The 21,995-nt window shown below is 57.1% G+C and carries 18 protein-coding genes; 12 read left to right on the top strand and 6 right to left on the bottom strand.

Annotation, left to right across the window (positions count from 1 at the left end):
* Positions 1–129 precede the first annotated feature (129 nt).
* On the bottom strand, positions 130–999 hold the full coding sequence (locus tag EH207_RS15880) for a LysR family transcriptional regulator (protein ID WP_217496104.1): 870 nt from the start codon (positions 997–999) through the stop codon (positions 130–132).
* Between the two features lie 186 nt (positions 1,000–1,185).
* On the opposite strand from EH207_RS15880, the gene EH207_RS15875 reads away from it, so the two are divergent.
* Positions 1,186–1,767, top strand: a complete 582-nt coding sequence (locus tag EH207_RS15875; protein WP_137714860.1) for an isochorismatase family protein — start codon at positions 1,186–1,188, stop codon at positions 1,765–1,767.
* 87 nt (positions 1,768–1,854) lie between these two features.
* Positions 1,855–2,610 (top strand): pirin family protein, encoded by a 756-nt coding sequence (locus EH207_RS15870; RefSeq protein WP_246048898.1) that lies wholly within the window; start codon positions 1,855–1,857, stop codon positions 2,608–2,610.
* A gap of 98 nt (positions 2,611–2,708) precedes the next feature.
* On the opposite strand, the gene glpD is transcribed toward EH207_RS15870, so the two are convergent.
* Together glpD and EH207_RS15860 are read right to left on the bottom strand one after the other, a co-directional pair.
* A complete protein-coding gene (gene glpD / locus EH207_RS15865; protein WP_137714859.1) occupies positions 2,709–4,208 on the bottom strand; it encodes a glycerol-3-phosphate dehydrogenase in 1,500 nt (499 codons plus the stop codon).
* A 485-nt stretch (positions 4,209–4,693) separates the two neighbouring features.
* The gene (locus EH207_RS15860; protein WP_175413695.1) at positions 4,694–5,536 is read right to left on the bottom strand and encodes a cysteine peptidase family C39 domain-containing protein; all 843 of its coding nucleotides are present in this window, start codon (positions 5,534–5,536) and stop codon (positions 4,694–4,696) included.
* Between the two features lie 732 nt (positions 5,537–6,268).
* Here EH207_RS15860 and EH207_RS15855 point away from each other — a divergent pair.
* The 3 genes from EH207_RS15855 to EH207_RS15845 are packed head-to-tail and all read left to right on the top strand — an operon-like array spanning position 6,269 to position 10,230.
* On the top strand, positions 6,269–8,323 hold the full coding sequence (locus tag EH207_RS15855) for an EAL domain-containing protein (RefSeq protein WP_175413694.1): 2,055 nt from the start codon (positions 6,269–6,271) through the stop codon (positions 8,321–8,323).
* A 28-nt stretch (positions 8,324–8,351) separates the two neighbouring features.
* Positions 8,352–9,308, top strand: a complete 957-nt coding sequence (locus tag EH207_RS15850; RefSeq protein ID WP_217496103.1) for an amino acid ABC transporter substrate-binding protein — start codon at positions 8,352–8,354, stop codon at positions 9,306–9,308.
* A 13-nt stretch (positions 9,309–9,321) separates the two neighbouring features.
* A complete protein-coding gene (locus EH207_RS15845; protein WP_137714856.1) occupies positions 9,322–10,230 on the top strand; it encodes an amino acid ABC transporter substrate-binding protein in 909 nt (302 codons plus the stop codon).
* Between the two features lie 127 nt (positions 10,231–10,357).
* Here the strand turns inward: EH207_RS15845 and uraH are convergent, their stop codons facing one another.
* Both uraH and uraD read right to left on the bottom strand, forming a co-directional pair.
* Entirely contained in the window at positions 10,358–10,693 is a 336-nt protein-coding gene (gene uraH / locus EH207_RS15840; protein ID WP_137714855.1) for a hydroxyisourate hydrolase, read from the bottom strand.
* The gene (uraD, locus tag EH207_RS15835) at positions 10,690–11,190 is read right to left on the bottom strand and encodes a 2-oxo-4-hydroxy-4-carboxy-5-ureidoimidazoline decarboxylase (RefSeq protein WP_175413693.1); all 501 of its coding nucleotides are present in this window, start codon (positions 11,188–11,190) and stop codon (positions 10,690–10,692) included. Before uraD ends, uraH begins: the two co-directional genes overlap by 4 nt.
* Positions 11,191–11,548: 358 nt before the next feature.
* Between uraD and hpxO the strand changes: the two genes are divergently transcribed.
* The 6 genes from hpxO to EH207_RS15805 all read left to right on the top strand — a co-directional run bounded on the left by hpxO (position 11,549) and on the right by EH207_RS15805 (position 19,419).
* A complete protein-coding gene (gene hpxO / locus EH207_RS15830; RefSeq protein WP_137715387.1) occupies positions 11,549–12,706 on the top strand; it encodes an FAD-dependent urate hydroxylase HpxO in 1,158 nt (385 codons plus the stop codon).
* 85 nt (positions 12,707–12,791) lie between these two features.
* The gene (gene xdhA, locus EH207_RS15825) at positions 12,792–14,216 is read left to right on the top strand and encodes a xanthine dehydrogenase small subunit (RefSeq protein WP_137714854.1); all 1,425 of its coding nucleotides are present in this window, start codon (positions 12,792–12,794) and stop codon (positions 14,214–14,216) included.
* On the top strand, positions 14,209–16,569 hold the full coding sequence (gene xdhB / locus EH207_RS15820; RefSeq protein WP_137714853.1) for a xanthine dehydrogenase molybdopterin binding subunit: 2,361 nt from the start codon (positions 14,209–14,211) through the stop codon (positions 16,567–16,569). Before xdhA ends, xdhB begins: the two co-directional genes overlap by 8 nt.
* Before the next feature lie 204 nt (positions 16,570–16,773).
* Entirely contained in the window at positions 16,774–17,823 is a 1,050-nt protein-coding gene (locus tag EH207_RS15815) for an ABC transporter substrate-binding protein (RefSeq protein ID WP_137714852.1), read from the top strand.
* A gap of 39 nt (positions 17,824–17,862) precedes the next feature.
* Positions 17,863–18,642: an ABC transporter ATP-binding protein gene (locus EH207_RS15810; RefSeq protein WP_137714851.1), complete on the top strand. Its 780-nt coding sequence runs from the start codon at positions 17,863–17,865 to the stop codon at positions 18,640–18,642.
* A gap of 15 nt (positions 18,643–18,657) precedes the next feature.
* Positions 18,658–19,419, top strand: coding sequence for an ABC transporter permease (locus tag EH207_RS15805; protein WP_137714850.1), 762 nt, complete (start codon positions 18,658–18,660; stop codon positions 19,417–19,419).
* Between the two features lie 196 nt (positions 19,420–19,615).
* On the opposite strand, the gene EH207_RS15800 is transcribed toward EH207_RS15805, so the two are convergent.
* Positions 19,616–20,449, bottom strand: a complete 834-nt coding sequence (locus tag EH207_RS15800) for an XdhC family protein (protein ID WP_246048897.1) — start codon at positions 20,447–20,449, stop codon at positions 19,616–19,618.
* Positions 20,450–20,650: 201 nt separating this feature from the next.
* Between EH207_RS15800 and guaD the strand changes: the two genes are divergently transcribed.
* Positions 20,651–21,979, top strand: coding sequence for a guanine deaminase (gene guaD, locus EH207_RS15795; protein WP_137714849.1), 1,329 nt, complete (start codon positions 20,651–20,653; stop codon positions 21,977–21,979).
* Positions 21,980–21,995 lie beyond the last annotated feature (16 nt).

Genomic DNA, 21,995 nt, shown 5'->3' with positions numbered 1-21,995 from the left:
GTCCATGGCCAGTTATCCCTGAGCGGCAGTGGAAGGAGATAAACACGTCGCTCATTAATCGCAACAGCGGTAAATAAGCTCGATTCCCGGTAACGGCAAAACAGGTGGACGGGGTCATCATCCTGATGATTAATCACGCCTTTCACTCAGATTTTCACGCATGAATTCAATAAAAACCTGAATCTTGGCGGGTAACAGTCGCGTTTCAGTCAGGGCATAAATCGCGACCGGGTCCGCGTCCCAATGGGGTAAAACCCTGATAAGTTTACCGTCCGATACCTCCTCGGCGACAATTTTTTCAGGTAACACCGCAATCCCTGTGCCCATTGAAGCAAGGCGGCGCATCATGCCGATGCTATTCATCTGAAAACGCCCGCTTACCCTGACACTTACGCGTTCTTCATTGCGGTGTAAGTACCAATCCATTGATTTTTCCTGACGCATAATCAGGCAATCATGGGCCGTCAGCGCATCCGGGTTTTCTGGCGCTCCGTTCATCGTCAAATAGTCAGGTGACGCATACAGGCTACAGGAAAGCGCGCCGAGTTTGCGCGCGATAAGGCCGGAATTCGGCAGGCTTCCCATGCGAATCGCTAAATCATATGGCTCCGAAACTAGGTCAACATTTCTCGGGGTTAAATCTAAATCAAAGCTGATCCCCGGATAGCGCTTCGAAAATCCCCTGATTAACGGCGCAAGTATCACCACCGCAAAATCGGCTGGAAGGGAAACCCGCAGCATACCCTGGGGTTGTGTCAGGATAGCCCCCAGTTGCTCATGCGCCAGGCGGGCTTCCTCAATAATACGCCGGCTCCGGTCATAGTAAATTTGTCCGGCTTCGGTCAGCTCGATTTTACGCGTCGTCCGGTGTAAGAGCCTGAGGCCGATATATTTTTCAAGCTCATTTATTTTTCGCGAAAGCGTCGAATTTGGCATGCCGAGCGTTTTAGCCGCGCCACGAAAACTACGCGCTTTCACGACCTCGACAAAATAGGACATGTGGTTAAGAAGTTCCATTCTTATTGTGCCATCAGTGGAATTTTCAATTTTTATTTTAGCTATTTATTCCAAAAATTGTCAGCCTATACTTTAATCATTCACAGGGTAATACAAACAATCTCCCGCGGCAGTCTGACGCATATCAGGAAGATTAACCCGATAACCATTGCCTACAGGATAAAAATTATGAGCATCGAAAAATTCACTGCTGACAACGCCGCCATGCTGTTAATTGACCATCAGGTCGGCACCATGGGCTGGGCCAAATCAATGCCGTTCGACGAGCTGAAACGCAATGCGTTGATGCTGGCAAAATCTGCCGCGATTCTGAATATGCCTGTGGTGCTGACTTCAAGCATGGAAGAGTACGCGCAGGGGCCGCTGATGGATGAACTGAAAACCATCCTGCCGAAAGAGTTTGAAGGCCGCATAAAACGTCTGGGCATCGTCAACGCCATGGACGATGCAAACTTTGCCGCCGCGGTTAAAGCCACCGGCAGAAATAAACTGATTATTGCCGGCGTGACCAACGACGTCTGTACGGTATACCCGGCGCTCACTCTCGCCGCCGCGGGTTTTGATGTGCAGGTTGTGGCTGATGGCGGCGCCTCCCCAACCAAAAAGGCCGACGACATAGCGCTGCGCCGCATGGACAAAAATGGCATTACTCTGACCACTACCAACCAGTTGATTGCTGAACTGGCAGGCAGTTGGGCTACCCCGCAGGGTGAAAAACTGGTTCAGGTATTAATGGAATCTTTCCAGTAATCCGTGAAGCGTGAAGACGGTGAGTCCGTGCCCCGGCTGTTTTACGCCTGGTGAATGAGTCCGCCTTCACCCGATAACAGCGTGACAATGATGATTAAAATTGAAAACAGCAGTAAGCACCAGCATGGCTCAGGCGGCTTCGGTATCGATATTCTTTGGCCGGGCATGGTGCAGAAATCTGATGACAGTGGGATTGGCGCAATTGGTCGGATTGACCATGCCAATGTCCGCTCCGGCACCGTGATCTCCCTGCATCCACACAAGGATGACGAAATCCTCACTTACATGCGCAAGGGCCGAATGTTGCATCTTGATACGGTCGGTAATGAAGAAGTGATATCGAATACCCGGCTGATGCTCATGAACGCCGGACATACCTTCCAGCATGAGGAGCGCATTCAGGGTGACAAAGGTGAAACAATGCAGTGCCTGCAAATCTTCGTGCGTCCCGCCGAAAGCGATCTGGCACCTCAGGTACAGTTTCATGACTTCGGTACGCCTTACAGTGAAAACCGCTGGCGAAACATCGCCGGTCCTGACAGGGCGCCGCTCATTTTCTGCGCTCAGGCATGGCTGGGAGATGCACGGCTGGACAAGGGCCACAAGCTTCAGTTGCCGCCTATTCCGGTAAGCAAGGTAACAAGGCTGCTATATGTTTTTGAGGGGGCCGCCGTCATTGGTGAAACTGAACTGAAAACAGGTGAAAGCGTCATTGTTGAAAATGATGAAGAGTACACCGTTACGGCAGAAGAAAAGAGCGATCTGGTCCTTTTCACCACCGACCCGACGGCAAAAGTATTTCGCGGCGGCATGTTCAGCGGAAATATACGGTCGACGTTCTGACACCTGCACGCCTGCGCATCATTCATGATGCGTGATATCAAAGTATGATTTGGACGCTAATATCCCTCCATTTTGAAAGATGAAGGGATATCGAATGATTAGCTGACTTTGGCCTCCTGATGACGGTAGGTATCCAGCCACTCGCTGACGCGCTGTTTCTGCGTTTCGCTCAGTTGCATACCCAGTTTTGTCCGGCGCCAAATGACATCATCCAGCGTGATGGCCCACTCTTTTTCCACCAGATAACGCAATTCCGCTTCATACAAGCCATGACCAAAATTCTCTCCCAGCGTGCCGATCCCTTTGGTGTCGGCAAGGATCATCTCGCTGTTTGAGCCGTATGTGCGGCTGTAGCGACGCGCCAGCGCTTCCGGTAGGTTAAAACGGCGGCGCAGCGCGGCGGCATAATCTTCATGCGTACCGGCGATATCCCCGCCCGGTAATACGGCGTTCTGAGTCCAGGCTTTAGTTGCGTGAGGGTAGTATTTTTGCAGTTTGTCCAGCGCATGTTCCGCCAGCTTGCGATAAGTCGTCAGCTTGCCGCCAAACACGGAAAGTAATGGCGCCTGACCGTCGTCGTCGTCCACGGAGAGTGTGTAATCACGGGTGATGGCCTGCGGAGAATCCGATTCATCATCACACAGCGGGCGGACGCCGGAATAGGTCCAGACGATATCTTCACGCGTCAGCGGTTTTTTGAAGTGATCGTTGTACACGTCCAGCAGGTAGCCAATTTCGTTATCGTCAATCTCCGTATGATGCGGATCGCCATGAAATTCCACATCGGTGGTGCCAATGATCGAGAATTCATCCTGCCACGGGATCACAAACACGATGCGATGATCTTTGTTTTGCAGAATATAGGCCTGAGGTTGGGTGTGGACTCTGGGCACCACAATGTGGCTGCCTTTGATGAGGCGAATACCGTAGGGGGATTTCAACTGTAAACCTTCATCAAAGAACTGTTTCACCCAGGGGCCGGTGGCGTTAACCAGACCTTTGGCGCGCCAGGTTAACGCCTTGCCCGTGAGCGAATCAACCGCTTCAACCACCCACAGCCCCTGCTCGCGACGGGCATTGACGACCCGGGTGCGAGTGCGGACATCACCACCGCGTTTTATGACCTCCTGCGCATTCAGCACCACCAGACGAGCATCGTCGACCCAACAGTCCGAATACTCGAATCCGCGGGTCAGTTCCGGTTTCAGCACCGATTGCGCGCCGAATTTCAACCCCTTGCTGGCGGGCAGGCTGACACGTTTGCCAATATTGTCATACATGAATAGCCCGATGCGAATCATCCAAGCCGGGCGCAGGTGCGGCTGATGGGGGAGACGAAAACGCATCGGGAAGATGATGTGCGGCGCCATTTTGAGCAGCGTCTCACGTTCGGAAAGCGCCTCGCTGACCAGTCGGAATTCATAGTGCTCAAGGTAGCGCAGGCCGCCATGAATCAGCTTGGAACTGGCGGAGGAGGTGGCGCTGGCCAGATCCTGCGCTTCCAGCAGCAAGACGGACAATCCACGCCCGGCGGCGTCCGCGGCGATGCCTGCGCCGTTAATACCGCCGCCGATGACGATCAGATCTTTGGTTTCCACGTTTCTTCCTCCACCTTCAAAATCAATAAATGTTCGTTTTCGAGCATTATGGTAATCGAAAACAAACAAATCAGCTAATGATTAACCGAATAAAAACATTTATGCGTGATGAAGATAACAATTTAATGAAGGTTATCGTTAAGGGAAGGCACGTGCTCGTTTATCACTTTTCCGTCAGCGTGCTATCGCGTTCAGATTTGGGCTGTAGGGTGGCGGATTAGGGAATTATATGGTGGATGGCCGTGTTTCGCCGACCGTTTCCAGCGTATGCACGCGCTACATTGAACAGACTGGCTGCCAGGGATAGCCTGGCAGCCAGTCCAGATGAGATCCGTTTGCTGTATTCAGTGGCGACGCCAAGTGTGATGCGGGTAGTATCACTCCCCCGCATGTTCCCGATTGGGGTGAACTTATCGATTGAACGCCTCGTCGCAACCGATTACGCTTACTCCCGCCAGTAACAATAACTGCGCTACAGGCTATCTCTACCGGTGTATCTCCAAGTAGGTTCTGCCCTCTCTTAGCTTATAGTCCGATGTTCGGTATACCGGACCTCTATTTTTCCAGTCATAAATAATCTCTTTGTCGCCATTTCTTTCGAATACGACAGCATGAGAATTTGAATTTGAGCCAAGGACGGAAACAAAGGCTAAGTCGGGAAGATCACTCCATTTACCGCTTTGAGTATAAACGGACGATTCTATGTTCATTGATTTGAGAATTTTTTTCGCTTTCTTGAAAGTCAGTCCCTCGGTGTGATCGTAATTCCCTATACTTTTCGCTTTTTCACGCGCAGTTTCATAGGATACGCCTGCCACCATCGCAATACAGGCAACCGCGCATCCTGATTCATTCCACCCTTCGCCGCGTTCAAAACGAAGCGTTGCTCCCTCCAATGGGGTCGTTGACGCGCCATAACCCGCGGAGAATTGAGATAAACTCGCGCTGGGAGGTATTCCCCCTAACCACGGCGGCGGAACGGGAAGCGAGCCAGCGTGAGCAGGGACTTTGACAACGACAACAAGCGTCCCATCCTCTAATTCTTCAAGGTGGTGGTAACCACCAGCGTAAGGCATCGGCACCCCGCCCTGATAGGGTGTGGAATCGGTTGAATGCCAATCATTGTTCACCCGTTCCGGCGAGGGATAGCGCGGCGGAGAATCCTCTCTATCAGGAAGTGCCTGACGCAAGGACTCAACATTGTAGGTATCAGTCTGGGCCGACGTATCCGAAGATGAAGCCTGATTATCAGCACTGTAGTTTGAAGATTGTTCACGCCATTGGCGATAGGCGTTAACGTCATAAAAAACCGGGTTGAAATTAAACAACTTATTTTCCTCCATGAATAAAAGTCAGCGCTTAAGTAACTGGAAACGCCTTTAAGTTCCATTCGCGAGGGGAGAGCGGGCATAATTTTTTACTGCATTCTTGCTGCATAAAGTCAAGCATCTTCAACGATCACAAATATATACCCGTCGTACTTCAAGTTGCATGTGCGGGCTTCCCTCGCTCACCCCCGTCGATTACTGGTGTAAGCGCCTGGGGATTCACCATCTCGACGCCTTCCAGCAACTCGAATAAGTGAGGGTAGAGAGGGAAACGATTTTAAATAAACCATTGTTAACTTGATTTTTAATGGTATAACAAATACAGACGTTACTATATTTAGAATATGTTAATTTTATTGTGACTATGAGCATTAGCCTTTATTTTAACGTTCTCTGATAACGATTTTTTAATCGGCCAAAACCCGTTAATTGAATATAACCACCGGGCAACCCTATTTCTGTAAAGAGTCGTCTACAAAGAGTCGTCTACAATTTATTGAAATATTGACTATTATTATTTTTTCCCAAAAACGGGTATAACCAATATATGAGTTTTGACTGATTATGCCGCGAATTCGATCAATTAAGACAGTAGATAGAACCGTGCCGGATGGTGGCGGGCATCCAGCGCGGAGCCTGCGGTTTGGGTATGGTTCCATCCTGGGTAAAATCACCTTATTTATTGTTCTAAGCATTATTTTTTCTTATGTCGTTGGGGCCGCAGCGGGCTGGATGATCGTAGACAAAAGCTCGCAGGAACAATGGCAGCGTCAGTCGCAAATGAACGCCCATATCACCAGTTATATTATTCGCAGCATTTATACTTCAATTACGGTGAATGTGAACGAGTTGGGCCATATTATCGACATCAGGACCAATCGTTTTCTTGGCGATGACGAGTACATTCTTGAGACGGGATTCAATCCTGCCGATGTATTGGCGCTGGCGGCAACCCAAACGCGCAATGAGGTCTGGCTTTTCCGCTATACGGAACAAGAGGGATTTATCAGCATAACGAATGCGGGCGGCGTTGGCGGCGGGAGTATGCTCGAAACCGAAGAGGGAAAAGCAATGGCGCCGCAGGCGCTGGAAAACGCGCTCTCCGGTTTTATCCGCATCGACAGGCAGGTGTACTTTGCCAGCATTCTTCCGGTATTAACGCCCTCCGGCCACATGCTTGGCGCGATTGTGAGCAGCATCGGCAAGAAGCAGGATCTGTATAAAATCCACAATACGCTGTTGCGCAATTCTCTATTGGCCTTGTTTGCGATATTGATCCTCACGGCCCTTATCATTGTGCTTCCCGTGAAACGATTTTTCTATTCCGTGCCTGTGCTTATTCAGGCGCTGAGCCGCATCGCGCAGAATGACACCAGTAACGTCACGCCTTTTTTGGAGCGGAATGATGAAATCGGTCGCCTGGCGGCGGCGATCGAGAAGTTGAGGCAGGCCGTGGTTGAACGGGAATATCTGCAACAGGTGAAAGAAACGGCGCAAAAAATGGAATATATGGCACACCATGACTCCCTGACCGGTTTGCCAAACCGCACCTTTTTCAGTTTGGCGCTTGACACGGCCATCGCGAAACTGAGGTCGAAGGGGGCGCATTTTAACCTGATGCTGCTCGATCTCGATCGCTTTAAGACCGTCAATGATACATTCGGTCATGCCGCCGGCGACGAGCTGTTGGCCAACGTCAGCTCACGCCTTACCGTGCTGCTTGGAACCGGCGACGTTGTCGCCAGACTGGGCGGGGATGAATTTGCCATTATCCAGCCGGTGCGCCGCAGCCAGGTGCGCGAGGGACGCCTGCTGGCCGAACAGATTCTCAAAGAGATTTCCTCGCCTTTTTATTACGGCGGCAATGAGCTGAACGTCGGCGTAAGCATTGGTATTGTCTGCGCCCCTTTATATGGCGATGAGGCTCGTGTCCTGATGGAGAACGCCGATCTCGCGCTTTATACCTCTAAAAATACCGGGCGATGTAATTACCATTTTTTTGAATGCGGCATGACCATGCCGTCCGCGTGCAATAGTTGCCATGACTGGGATATTGAAGGCGGGATCGAGCGCCAAGAATTCGAACTTTATTACCAGCCGCAGTGCCTGGCCGATCGAACCATCGTCGGTTATGAGGCGTTGATACGGTGGCATCATCCCGAACATGGGTTGTTGATGCCGGATGTGTTTATCGATCAGGCGGAAAAAACCGGGCTGATCGTCAAGCTGGGCGAATGGATTATCCGGCGCGCCTGTGCTGACGCCGCATCATATATGGATGGCCGGTCTGTATCGGTGAACGTATCGGTGGTTCAGCTTAACCGCGCCGGGCTGGTGAAGACCCTTGAACACGCATTGTCGGAAAGCGGCCTGTCGCCTTCACGTCTGGAAATTGAGGTGACGGAGTCCGTCATGCTGGATCGCAGCGTGGCTCTGTCGGTGTTGCAGGCGATCCGCGGGTTGGGGGTCGGCATCGCGCTGGATGATTTGGGAACGGGCTACGCCTCGCTTGATTGCCTCACCGATTTCCCTTTCACCAGAGTGAAGCTGGATCAGGGACTGATAGCAGGTCTGGCAGAGCGTGAAGCGAACCGGATTATCGTCAGCACGATTATCGGGCTGGTGCGGCGCCTGGGGATGGAGGCCGTGGCGGAAGGGGTGGAAACCGCCCGGCAGCGGCAATGGTTAATCAATGCCGGGTGCCAATTTATGCAAGGCGAGTTTTTAGGGAGCGCGCAACCCATTCCTCGCATAGCGTCGAACAAGGTTCGATCTGTTCAGATATGAACCATGAGGTTCGAAAGGCAAGGATGATATGCAGAGGCAAAAAAAGACGTTTTCCCGTGTTGTCGCGGACTGGCGTCGCCATTGGCGCGCTTTTGACAGGTTGAGCGTGGTGATGGCGGTCATTTGTTTGCTGCCCTGGCAACCGGCGGGAGCGGCGATCCCGCCGGACAGCGCGTTGGCAAGCATCGCGGCGACCAAAACGATAAAGCTCGGACACCGGCTGGATGAACTCCCTTTTTCTTATGTGGTGAACGGCAATGTGACGGGGTATTCGATCGATCTCTGCTTACGAATTGTCGAGGGGATCAAAACGTATCTGAAGCTGGATAAGATTCGTGTCGTGTTTGTTCCGGTGAGCACCGCCACGCGTTTTCCCCTCATTAAAAACAAGGAGATCGATCTTGAATGCGCCACGACGACCAATAGCGCCGAACGACGCAAAATGGCCGAATTTACTCTTCCTCATTTCGTGACGGCAACGCGTTTTGCGGCGAAGAAAAGCTCAGGAATAAGGCGTATCGGCGATTTAGCCGGCCATAGCGTGTCGGCATCGACCGGGACGATCAACGTCGGGCAACTGATTGCCATGAATCTTCGCATGAAACTCAATATTTCCATCGTGTTGAAAAAAACCAATGGGGAAGCGTTCGCTCTGGTCGCGAACGACAAAGCGTCGGCTTTTGTGATGGATGATATCCTGCTGGCCGGGCGGATCGCGGCCTCTCCCAACCCGGCCGATTTTATAATTTCAGAAGACGCATTAAGCCGCCCCGAGCCCTACGGCATCCTGATCCGGCCTGGCGACCTGGCCTTCAAACGCGTGGTGAATGCGCAGTTGCGCACTATTTTCACCAGTGGCGAAATCGATAAGATTTACGCCAAATGGTTTCTTTCCCCGGTTGCCCCGGACGGCATAAACCTGAATTTCCCTATGTCGCCGGAACTTAAATCATTTTTATCCGATCCGAAAGAGTATCTGGACTAAAGGAGAATGACGTATGCGTGAACATGGCAAACGCTTATGCGGTATTTTTCTCTTTCTGCTGTTCCTGTTCACCGCTACGGAAAGCGGCCCGTCACGGGCCGAACCGTTCATTCCAACGCTGGAACGGGTTCGGCAAACGGAAACCCTGCGTATTGGTTACGGTATTGCCCCGCCTTTTTCCTATGTCGGCCCTGGCGGGCGCGTCATGGGTTACTCCATCGAACTGTGTGAACGGGTCGCGTATGCGCTGCGGGCGCGGCTTGGGCTGAAGCGGATTAATATTGAATATGTCTATCGTTCCCCCAGCAACCGCGTGCAGCTACTCAATCGCGGCGACATTGATATTGAATGCGTGGCGAGCACCAACACTGCCGAGCGCCGCCGCAGCGTCGCCTTTACCCGCAGTTACTTTCTCGTCACCACTTACTATGTTTCGCTGGCTAAAAATAAGCTGCGTACGCTGGCGGATCTGCGCGGCAAGAGCGTGAGTATCGTATTGGGTACGGTGAACGTCGGTCAGATAACCCTGGTTAACCGGGAAAAGAGGCTGAATCTGTCCATTACGTCGGCCGATACGCTTCAGAAAGCGTTCGATCTGGTGAGTCAGGAAAAGGTGTCCGCTTTTGCCATGGATGACATTCTTCTCCATACCCTGATTGCCGCCTCTCCCAATCCACAGGATTATGCGCTATCCACCGAGCCGATCAGCGAACCGATGCCTTATGGTTTTATGGTGCGACGCGGTGATGACGATTTCAGAGAAGCCGTCAATACGGCGCTGCGCGATATTTTTCGCAGCGATGAAATGGAAGATATCTATTCGCGCTGGTTTACCCAGCCGCTGCCTGGCCGCGGCATCAATTTACAATTGCCGATGAGCGACAGCCTGAGAGCGCTATTTCTTACCGCCGACTCACGGTGACGGTGTGTTCAGGCCGAGTCAGGCTTTGTCGGACAAACCGTATCTCTGGACATTGCGAACAAGGTGGACATGCTGATGCCTGACCCGCGCAAGGGGGAAATAGAGTCCGACCGGTCAGCCGCGCGTTTTAACTGCCGCGGTAGGTGGACCACGACCAGGGCGAGATCAGAAACGGCAGATGGTAGTGGCCGCCGCCATCGCGCAGGGTGAATTCAATCTGCGCGACCACATACAGCGCGTCGCGCTGGCGGGCGGCGAACCAGACGCCGATATCGGCGGTCAGCCGGTAATGGCCGCCCGCCAGCGGCGTCGGCGTCAAATCGCCGATGCGCCCATCCTTATCGGTCTGCCGCTCGGTCAGGCCGCGCCAGCGACAATCCTGATATTGTTCCAGCCGGACGGTGACCCCCTCCGCCGGGAGGCCCAGCGCGGTATCCAGAATATGTGTGGTAATGGTGTTCATGGTTGTATTATCCCTTCCAGCCGTAGCAAGGTGATTTGACGCAACTGCGCCAGCGCTTCCTGAATTTCCTGTTGTTCGCTGTGCCGCAAACGCCGCTGCAATTCCTGCAAGATCTCGTCGGCGCCGCGGCCGCTCGCGCGGATTAAAAAGATCCGGCCGAAAGTGGCTTCATAGCGGGCATTGCCTGCCTGTAGCGCCAAAAGTACGTCGTCCTGCGCCGGCGTCACCCCGGCCTGTTCCTGATGCGACAGGCGAGCGTGCGCGGTCACGCCCTGTGGCTTTTCGCCGATGCGCGGGTGCGCCGACAGCGCCCGGTCCAGATCCCCGCACTGCCAGCCGGCACAGGCTTGATCCGCCGCGGCCAGCAGCGCCGCCCGATCGGGATAGGGGCGGCCGGACACCACGCGCGCCGTCCAGTCGGGCAAGGCGACGCAAGGCCACAACAACGCCGCGGCCTGCGCCGCATCAAGCTGATTAAAATGGTCGAGTGTTATCAAAATAGGTCTGCTCCTGTGTGCCGATGCCACGCGCCGCCGTGTTTGCATGCCGTAAACCTGTTGGATCGCCGTGAAGTAGTGTAGCAATTCATATGCCACGCCGAACCCGGCAGTCTATGCGCCGGCCAGTTTACGGCGTCGGATCGTCCACATGGGCATGCAACGAAAGGTTTATCATTGACGCTGAAAGCAACATTAATTTCAATTTTGGCGCAATTCCCCCGCTTTTTTGCTCAAAAATAGTGCATCCCATCTCCAGCCCATGCTGAACGCCGCGCATTTGCCTGGTCATCAAGGGGGCGTCGTGGTTGGTACGCAAATTGCTGGATTGAAAAGAGAGCATCTGATGGAGAGCGCGATGAAAGCCCTGGTGATTGGCGCGGGTATCGGCGGACTATCCGCTGCGGTGGCGCTACGCAATATCGGCATCGACTGCGAGGTGTTTGAAGCGGTGGAGGCTATCAGGCCCGCGGGCGCGGCGATATCGGTCTGGCCCAACGGCGTGAAATGTATGAACTACCTGGGAATGGGCGACATTATGCGACGCCACGGCGGGTTGATGAACGCGATGGCCTATTGCGACTACCGCAGCGGCGATGACCTGACGCGCTTTAGCCTGGCGCCGCTGATAGCGCGGGTGGGCGAACGCCCCTATCCGGTGGCGCGGGCGGAGTTACAGCAGCAAATGCTGGCGTTCTGGGGCGCATCGCGCGTGGCCTTCGGCAAGCGCCTGAATCACCTTGAGGCGGATGGCGACGGCGTGCGCGTCGGGTTCACCGATGGCAGCGAGGCGCGCGGCGATATCCTGATTGCCGCCGACGGCACCCATTCGGCGGTGCGTCCCTACGTGCTGGGTTACACCCCGGAGCGCCGCTATGCCGGCTATGTCAACTGGAACGGCCTGGTGACCGTGGATGAAACCCTTGCGCCGCCGCAGCAGTGGACTACCTTCGTCGGCGAGGGGAAGCGGGTATCGCTGATGCCGGTCGCGGGCGATCGGTTCTACTTCTTCTTTGACGTGCCGTTGCCAAAAGGGTTGGCGGAGGATCGCACCACGCTGCGCGCCGATCTGCAACGCTATTTCGCCGGTTGGGATGAGCGGGTGCAGCAGTTGATCGCCAGCCTGACGCCGCAGACCACCAACCGGATAGAGATCCACGATATCGAACCGTTTAGCCCGCTGGTCCGCGGCCGGGTGGCGCTGCTGGGCGACGCGGCGCACAGCACCACGCCGGATATCGGTCAGGGCGGCTGTGCGGCGATGGAGGATGCGGTGGTGCTGGCCATGACGCTGCAAACCCATTCGCATGGGGCGGAGGAGGCGCTGGCGCATTATCAGGCGCGGCGTCTGCCGCGGGTGACGGATCTGGTGCTGAAGGCGCGTAAACGCTGCGATATCACTCACGGCAAATCCTGGCCGCAGACTCAGGCCTGGTACGATTCGCTGTCAGGCGAAACCGGCGAGCACATCATAGCCGGTCTGTATAACACCATCGTCGGCGGTCCGCTGGGCTGACGGGGAGGTTGGGAGGGGGGATGAATGGCAAATCACCAAAGGTTGTCAGCCCTTCGGCCTGAGTGACTTTTATCCAGGAGAAGCGATGATTGAATTCTTACTTGGATCGACGTGGATCACTGAAACCTCCATCGATCCGAATACCACCGTGCTCAACTACCTGCGTCGGCAGCGTGCGCGCACCGGCACCAAAGAGGGTTGCGCGTCCGGCGACTGTGGTGCTTGTACCGTAGTGGTGGCGGAGGTGCGAGACGACCGGCTGCGTTATCGCAGCGTAAATGCCTGCCTGACGCTCTTGTCCGCGCTGCACGGCAAGCAACTGCTGACGGTGGAAGATCTGCGCCAGCAGGGACAACTGCATCCGGTGCAGCAGGCGCTGGTGAACCACCATGCCTCGCAGTGCGGCTTTTGTACGCCCGGTATCGCCATGTCGCTGTTTGCCCTGCACAAGCACCCGGAAGCGGCGGCGCGCCACAGCGAGGCGCTGAGCGGCAACCTGTGCCGCTGCACCGGCTACCGGCCGATCAGCGATGCCGCGCGTGAGTGCACCCGCGCATCGGCCGACAGCTTCAGTGAGGATGAGGCGCAAACCGTGGCCAGACTGCGGGCCATTGCGGGGCCGGCGACGCTGACCGGCACCGGGCGTCACTGTCAAATCCCCTTTACCCTGGCGCAGTTGGACGCCGCCCTTGCCGAGACGCCGGAGGCCAGGCTGATTGCCGGCGGTACCGATCTGGCGCTGGAGATTACCCAACACCGGCGCGCCATACCGCAACTGATCGATATCAGCCAGGTGGCGGAGCTGCACACGCTGGAAGCCACAGCGGACAGTCTTTTGATTGGCGCGGCGGTGACGCTGAGCGACGGTGAGACTTTTTTGCAGCCCTATTTGCCTGCGTTCGGCAAGATGCTGACCCGCTTTGCCTCGCGGCAGATCCGCAACCGCGGCACGCTGGGCGGCAACCTCGCCAATGCCTCGCCGATCGGCGACGGCGCGCCCGCGCTGCTGGCGTTGGGCGCCCGGCTGCGGCTGCGCAGCCACGGGCAGGAGCGGGAACTGCCGCTGGATCGGTTCTTTTTGAGCTACCGGCGCACCGCGCTGCGGCCGGGTGAATATATCCGTCAAATCGTCATTCCGCGCCCGACGCCGACGCAGCATCTGCTGACCGCCAAAGTGTCCAAGCGGCGGGAAGACGATATTTCCGCGGTGTTTGCCGCCTGCCTGCTGGAGTTGCGCGACGATCGGGTGGTGAGCGTGCGCCTGGCCTACGGCGGTATGGCCGCCACCCCGTCGCGGGCATTGGGCGCAGAAGCGGCGCTGCTGGGGCGGCAGATGGATGGGGCAGCGCTGGCGGACGCGGCTGACGCGTTGGCTCGGGACTTCACGCCGCTCAGCGATCTGCGCGCCAGCAGCCACTATCGTTTGCGGGTCGCGCAGAACCTGCTGCGCCGTTTTGCGCTGTCCCGCCGCCTCCCCGCTGCGCAACTGGAGATTGACGACGATGTCTGATGAAACGCCCCCGTTGCCTGAGATTGATGACCGCCAGAACCGGTTTGCCGCACCCGCCGCGGGCGGTGTCGGCGATGCTTTGCCCCATGAGAGCGCCGAACGTCACGTCAGCGGCGAGGCGTGGTATATCGACGACCGGCCGGGAACGGCCGGAACCCTGTATCTGGCGCCGCGTCTGAGTGAGCATGCTCATGCCCGCATCCTCGGCATCGATCTCGCGCCCTGCTACAGCATGCCCGGCGTTGAGAAAGTGATCACCTGGCAGGATGTGCCGGGCGAGTTGGACATCGGGCCGCTGATGCCCGGCGATCCGCTGCTGGCGCGCGACCAGGTGACTTACCTGGGACAGGTGGTGCTGGCGGTCGCCGCCGTGGATGAGGACACGGCCCACCGTGCCGCCGCCGCCGCGGTCATCCACTATCAACCGCTGCCGGCGCTGATGGATGTAGAGGAGGCGCTGGCGCGTGGCGAATTCGTCGATCTGCCGCACCAGCACCGGCGTGGCGACGCCGACGCTGCGCTGGCCGCCGCGCCGCGCCAACTGGCGGGCCGATTGCACATTGGCGGGCAGGAGCATTTTTATCTGGAAGGACAGGCGGCGATGGTGGTGCCGGAGGAAAACGGCATGATGGTGTACAGCTCGACCCAGAACCCCACCGAAGTGCAGAAGCTGGTTGCGTCGGTGCTGGGGTGGCGTCAGCATGACGTCACGGTGGACACGCGTCGTATGGGCGGCGGTTTCGGCGGCAAAGAAACCCAGGCGGCGGGGATTGCCTGCCTGTGCGCGGTGGTGGCCCGCGTTACCGGACGGCCGGCGCGTATGCGTCTCAACCGGCGCGACGACATGTTGATGACCGGCAAGCGGCATCCGTTTCTGGTGCGTTATCAGGCGGGCTACGACGATCGCGGCCTGCTGCTGGCCCTGAAGCTGGATTTGATCGCCAACTGCGGCCATTCGGCGGATCTGTCGGGATCGATTGTCGATCGCGCCATGTTCCATGCCGACAACGCCTACTACCTGAGCGATGTGATCATCACCGGCTATCGCTGTCGCACACACACCGCTTCCAACACTGCGTTCCGTGGTTTCGGCGGGCCGCAGGGGATGCTGGCCATCGAGAACATTATGGATGCCATCGCCCGCGAGCGCGGCCATGATGCGCTTGCAGTGCGCCGGCTGAACTATTACCGCGATCCGCGCCGCAACGTGACCCATTACGGCCAGCGGGTGGAAGACAACCTGCTGGAAGAGATGACCGGACAACTGTGCCGCAGCTCGCAATATGCACGGCGGCGCGCAGAGATTGACGCGTGGAACCGTACCGACCCGATACTGCGCCGCGGGCTGGCGCTGACGCCGGTCAAGTTCGGTATTTCCTTCACCGCCAGCTTTCTTAATCAGGCCGGGGCGCTGCTGCTGATGTATACCGACGGCACCCTCCAACTCAACCACGGCGGCACCGAGATGGGACAGGGGCTGCATACCAAAGTCATTCAGGTGGTGGCCAGCGTGCTGGGCACGCCGCCGGACAGCATTCGCATTATCGCCACCAGCACCGGCAAGGTGCCCAATACCTCGCCCACCGCCGCCTCGTCCGGCGCCGACCTCAACGGCAAAGCGGCGGAGCAGGCGGCGCTGACGCTGAAACAGCGGCTGGTGACGCTGCTGTGCCGCGAATACGGCCTGAGCGCCAGCGAGATCGCGTTCCACAACGGACTGGTGCGCTGCGGTGAACGGCTGATGACGCTGGCGGAGGTCGCTAAACTGGCGCATTTGCGCCAGGTGTCGCTGGCCAGCCAGGGCTACTATTCCACCCCGGAGGTGCACTATGACCGCAGTACCGCGCAGGGTAGCCCATTTTATTATTTTGCCTACGGCATGGCCTGCGCCGAAGTGGTGGTGGATACCCTGACCGGTGAATACAAGGTCACTCAGGTGGACATCCTGCATGACGTCGGGGCGTCGCTGAATCCGGCCATCGATATCGGCCAGGTGGAGGGCGGCTTTGTGCAGGGCATGGGCTGGCTGACCAGCGAGGAGCTGGTGTGGAACGCGGATGGCCGCCTGCTGACCGACGGCCCCGCCAGCTACAAAATCCCCACCTTCGGCGATCGGCCGGCGCGCTTCAATGTCAGGCTGGTGGAGCGCCGGGACAATCCGAAACAGACCGTGTTTCACTCCAAAGCGGTAGGCGAGCCGCCGTTTATGCTGGCGATTGCGGTGTGGTGCGCGCTGCGCGATGCGGTGGCCGGCCCGCAGGGGAAGGCGGTGCAATTGGATGCGCCCGCCACGCCGGAACGGGTGCTGGCCGCCATTGAGACAACGCGGGGCATCGGTTCCCCGGCAGCCTGAGCAGTGCCGGGTGGGGAGGAATCCGGTCGGTGGCGCCCTGTTTGCGCACAGGAATGCGACGACCGCTTGGCGATACGCTATCGCTTTTACCTGATTTGGCACGATTGTTTTAGCGTAAGTTTTTTTTGGAAAATTTTGTCCAATTCGTTATGAGCGGCCAGTGCTCCGCTGCCGCCATGACCCTGACAAGAGGAAAGACAAACGATGCTGTTTCCCCAGTTTCACGCGCTGTCTCAACGGTATCGCGCCGCTGCGTTCGCTGCCGTTGCCGCCCTGTGGTTGTCCGTTGACGCCGTCAGCGCCGCCGAACCGGTAAAGATCAAGTTTTCCCTTGACTGGCGGTTTGAAGGACCGTCCGCCCCGTTTCTGATGGCGCAGGCCAAAGGCTATTTCCGCGATGAAGGATTGGACGTCACCATCGACTCCGGCAACGGATCGGTCGGCGCCGTCACCCGGGTCGCCACCGGCGCCTATGATATGGCCTTTGCCGATATCAACTCGCTGATCGATCAGGTGGCTGAGCATCCCGACATGGGGATCAAGGGTGTGTATATGATCTACAATTCCACCCCCGCCGCCATTTTCGTATTAAAAAGTTCGGGCATCGCAAAACCGGAGCAACTGCGCGGCAAGACGGTGGCGGCGCCGGTGTTTGAAGCCTCGCGCAAATCCTGGCCGGCGCTGGCCAGGCAGGTCGGCATCGATGAGGATGACATTATCTGGCAAACGGTGGACCCTACCGTCAGCGCCAACATGCTGGCGCGCCGCAACGTGGACGGCATCGCCAACTTCTTTTTCACCGGTCTGCTGAATCTGGAAGCGCGTGGGCTGAAAGAGAGCGATTTGGTGATCTTTTCCTATGCCGACTACGGCGTGAACCTGTACGGCAACACGGTGATCGCCAGCAAAAACATGCTGGAAAACCAGCCAGAGGCGGTAAAAGGCTTTCTGCGCGCGCTGAACCGGGCGCTGAAGGAAACGCTGGCCGATCCGGAAGCCGCCGTGCAGTACGTTAAACAGAAGGATGCACTGGTGAACGCACCGCTGGAAACCCGCCGTCTGAAACTGGTGATCGATAAGCTGATCGTCACGCCGGAAAGCCGCCAACTGGGGTTGGGCGATGTGGACCCGGCGCGACTGCGGCAATCCGTCGCCACCATTGCTGATGCTTTCGGGCTGAAAAATACCCCGGACAGCGCGGCGCTGTTCACCCGCGACATGCTGCCCGCCGCGGCTGAACGCTCGTTGCAGTAACCCGCAGGGGTCAACCGCCATTGACGGAGAGGGGATCTGATGAGCTTCGTGAAATTTGACAATGTGAGCCTGGCTTACCAGGCCGGTGGTCAACTGGCCATTGAAAACATTAATTTCCAGATTAATGAAAACGAGTTTGTGGCGCTGGTAGGGCCGTCTGGCTGCGGTAAATCCACCTTTATGAAATTGACTTCAGGTTTGATTTCCCCCACGGAAGGCTATGTTTTTGTTGGCAATCGCGAGGTAAAAGGGCCGCAGCAAGGGGTGGGGATGGCTTTTCAGGCATCCAATCTGCTGCCGTGGCGCACCACCCTGCAAAACATCATGCTGCCGATGGAGATCATCGAGCCGTACCGCAGTACGCTGCGCCGCCAGCGGAAGAGGTATGAGGAACAGGCGCGGACGTTGCTGGCGCGCGTGGGGCTGGCGGGCTGCGAGGACAAGTACCCCTGGGAACTGTCCGGCGGCATGCAACAGCGCGCCTCCATCTGCCGGGCGCTGATCCATAAACCGCGGCTGCTGATGCTGGATGAACCGTTCGGCGCGCTGGACGCCTTCACGCGCGAAGAACTGTGGTGCATGGTACGCGATCTGTGGCAGGCGTCGCCGTTTACCGTGGTGCTGGTGACGCACGATTTGCGAGAGGCGGTATTTCTGGCTGACACGGTGTACGTGATGAGCGCCCGGCCGGGGAAAATCGTTGCCCGCCGCAGTATCGATCTGCCGCGGCCGCGGCAGATCGACGTCACCTTTACCGATGCCTTCTCAGCCCATGTGCTGACACTGCGCGGGCATATCTCCTCTGTGCGTTCTTCGTGATAAAGGCGTTTATCGATGACTCGAATTTCCCATTCCACCCTGATGAGACTGGCTCCCTGGCTGCTGCTGCTGTTCATTGTACTGTTGTGGCAGGCGATTGTGACGGCGTTTGCCGTCCCGTCGTACCTGTTTCCATCTGTTTCCCAGGTGGCGGCCGCGCTGGTGGCCGACTGGCGTCCGATCATGACCCACTCGCTGCAAACGCTGTACACCACACTGGCGGGGTTCGCGCTGTCGATTGCGGTCGGCCTGCTGCTGGGGATTGCGGTTGGCGCTTCTTCACTGATCTACCGCTCGCTGTATCCCATTCTGGTGGGGTTCAACTCGATTCCTAAAGTGGCCTTTGTGCCGGTGCTGGTGGTGTGGTTCGGCATTGGCACTCTTCCGGCCATCGCCACCGCGTTTCTGATTTCATTCTTTCCGATTGTGGTCAACGTGGCCACCGGCCTGACCACGGTGGAACCGGAATTGCAGGACGTGCTGCGTTCGATGGGGGCGTCGCGTTTCGACATTCTGAAAAAAGTCGGCCTGCCGCGTTCGCTGCCGTACTTCTTCGCGTCGCTGAAAGTGGCGATCACGCTGGCATTTGTCGGTTCGGTGATCTCGGAAACCGTGGCCTCCAATCTGGGCATCGGCTACCTGATGATGTCCGCCAGCTCCACCATGAATATGGCGCTGGTGTTCGCCGGACTGATCGTCATCGGCGCGATGGGCGTGGTGATGTATGCTCTGTTCGCATTGATCGAAAAGCGCATGACGCACTGGGCGCATCGCTAATCCGCCGCAGGCGGATGAGGTTGATGACAAAGTGCGTCGAGCGGTGAGAATGGGTAGATCGTAAAGACGCTGCAAGTACGTCCCTGTAAGCTCGGGCCGCACCATCCCTGGCGCGGGCGCTTTACTCTTCTATCCCATTCTCACCGTTCTGGTTCCGTAGATAGGTTTATCATCAGTCTGATCCGCCGCAGGCGGATCAGTTTTCGCCGGACGCTGAGTCCAGCGGAACCGCGATTTTATTGACCACGTTCATGGATTGTCCGTGGGTGCGGTTTTTCACCTGCAACAGTTCGGCCACTACGCTGATGGCAATCTCTTCCGGTGTTTCGGCGCCGATATCCAGCCCGATCGGAGAGCGCAGCCGATTGATGGTTTCTTCGGGAACGCCTTGCTTGCGCAACGCGGTTTTCAGCGTTTGCACTTTGCGTCGGCTGGCCAGCAGGCCCAGATAAGGAACCTGAGCATGGATGAGCTGGGTCAGCGCTTCCCTGTCCTGATTGTTGGTGGCGATGATCACGAAGCAGTTGTCATTAAGCCGCAATTTGTCAATGGCCGAGGTAAAGGTGTCGGCGTGAATGCGCCGACACGGGGACGGTAGTTGCGGATGGGTCAGATTGCCTTGCCAGATGTCCAGCACCGTCATGCAGAAGCCGAGAGGGGCCGCCGCCTGCGCAATGGCCCGGTTGACATGGCCGCCGCCCACCAGGATCAGCTCCGGCCGCGGTAGATGCACCGCGATATGCACCGTCATCGCGCCGCCGCAGTCCGAGCCAATCGCGCTTTCCCCGTTCCGGGCCATGCGGCCCTGAAAAACGCGCGACGCTCCCTGCGCCAGCGCTTGCAGCGCCTGCTCCCGTACCAGCCTTTCCATCATGCCCCCGCCGATGGTGCCTGTCATATTTCCCAGGTCATCCACGATCATGCCGGCGTTATGGCGCGGCGTGGAACCGCGGCTCTCGATAATCTGGATAAAAGCGAAGCTGACGTTGTTCTTTTCCAGCTCTGCCGCATGAGCAAACAGTCCCATCATTCGGGCCTCCCCCTGGTTGTCGGTTGGTTCGCAACGAAGTACGCGGGCGTACCCAAAAACAAGCAAGAGTCGTGCCTATCCGCCGCGCCGGGGGCGCTTATTTTTAATGGCGTCGGTTCTTGAATTTCCATTGTGGTATGGCAATTGCTAACTAATTGTCAACAGCTTCAATCATGAGCAGGACGATGAGAGGGGATAATCATGTCGGCGACAGACATTCAGGCTGTGCGAGGCAGCTTTTTTGATATTACCGCGTCAGCGGAAAACCCGGCGCAGATTGTCCGTCAGGCTCGTTATCTTGAAGACGGATTGCTATTGATTAAGGCGGGAAAGATCCTCAGCCTGACGCCCTGGGCCGAAGGGGAAAAACAACTTGACGATCGGCAGGCCATCATCGACTACCGCGGCAAACTCATCATGCCGGGGTTCATCGATACCCATATCCATTATCCGCAAACCGAAATCATCGGCGCTTATGGCGAACAACTGCTCGAATGGTTGCAGCGTTACACCTTTCCGGCGGAAAGCCGGTATGGTTGCCCGCATCACGCGGGGCAGATGTCGGCTTTTTTTCTTCAGCAATTGCTCAGTAACGGTACGACCACCGCGTTGGTTTTCGGCACGGTACATCCTCAGTCGGTGGATGCGCTGTTCAGTGCGGCGGAGCGGTTGGGAATGCGGTTGATCGCCGGTAAAGTGATGATGGATCGCAACGCGCCGGATGAGCTTATCGAAACGGCCGAAGACAGTTATCGGCAGACGCGGGAGTTGATCCTGCGCTGGCATAAGCGTGGCCGTCTGGGTTATGCCCTCACGCCCCGGTTCGTCCCGACATCGTCTCCCGAACTATTGTCCGTCGTCCGGCGTCTGCGTGACGCGTTTCCAGATGTCTGGGTCCACACGCACCTGAGTGAAAACCAGCAGGAAATCGCCTGGGTCAAATCCCTGTATCCTGAATATAACGGCTATCTGGACGTGTACGATCGCTACGATCTGACAGGGCGGCGCAGCGTATTCGCCCATTGCCTCCACCTTGAGGAGCACGAGTGGGATCGTCTGAGCCGCACCCGATCATCCATCGCATTTTGCCCGACCTCCAACCTGTTTTTAGGCAGCGGCCTGTTCCGGTTGCAAACCTGCTGGGACAACGCGGTGCTGATGGGCATGGGGACGGATATCGGCGCGGGCACCACCTTCAGCATGCTGAAAACCCTGGGAGAAGCCTATAAGGTGGGCCAGTTGCAGCACTATTCCCTGTCCGCCTGTGAAGCCGTTTATCACGCTACGCTCGGCGGCGCCAGAGCGCTGGATTTGGATATGCTGATCGGCAACTTCAATAGCGGCAAAGAGGCGGACTTCGTGGTGATTGATCCGGCGGTGACGCCGTTGCAGCGGCTGCGCCAGGATAATAGTCAGACCATTTTTGAACGGCTGTTTGTACTGATGACGCTGGGCGACGAGCGCAATATCGCGGCGACCTGGGTAAACGGCCAATGTGTCTGGCGGCAGGGCGACGAAGCGGCGGCATGATCCCGTTTCTGCGACG

The organism is Brenneria rubrifaciens (genome assembly GCF_005484945.1).
In the GTDB taxonomy this organism is placed as follows: domain Bacteria; phylum Pseudomonadota; class Gammaproteobacteria; order Enterobacterales; family Enterobacteriaceae; genus Brenneria; species Brenneria rubrifaciens.
The sequence above is the reverse complement of the archived record's forward strand: the minus strand, read 5'-3'. Positions and strand labels throughout refer to the sequence as shown.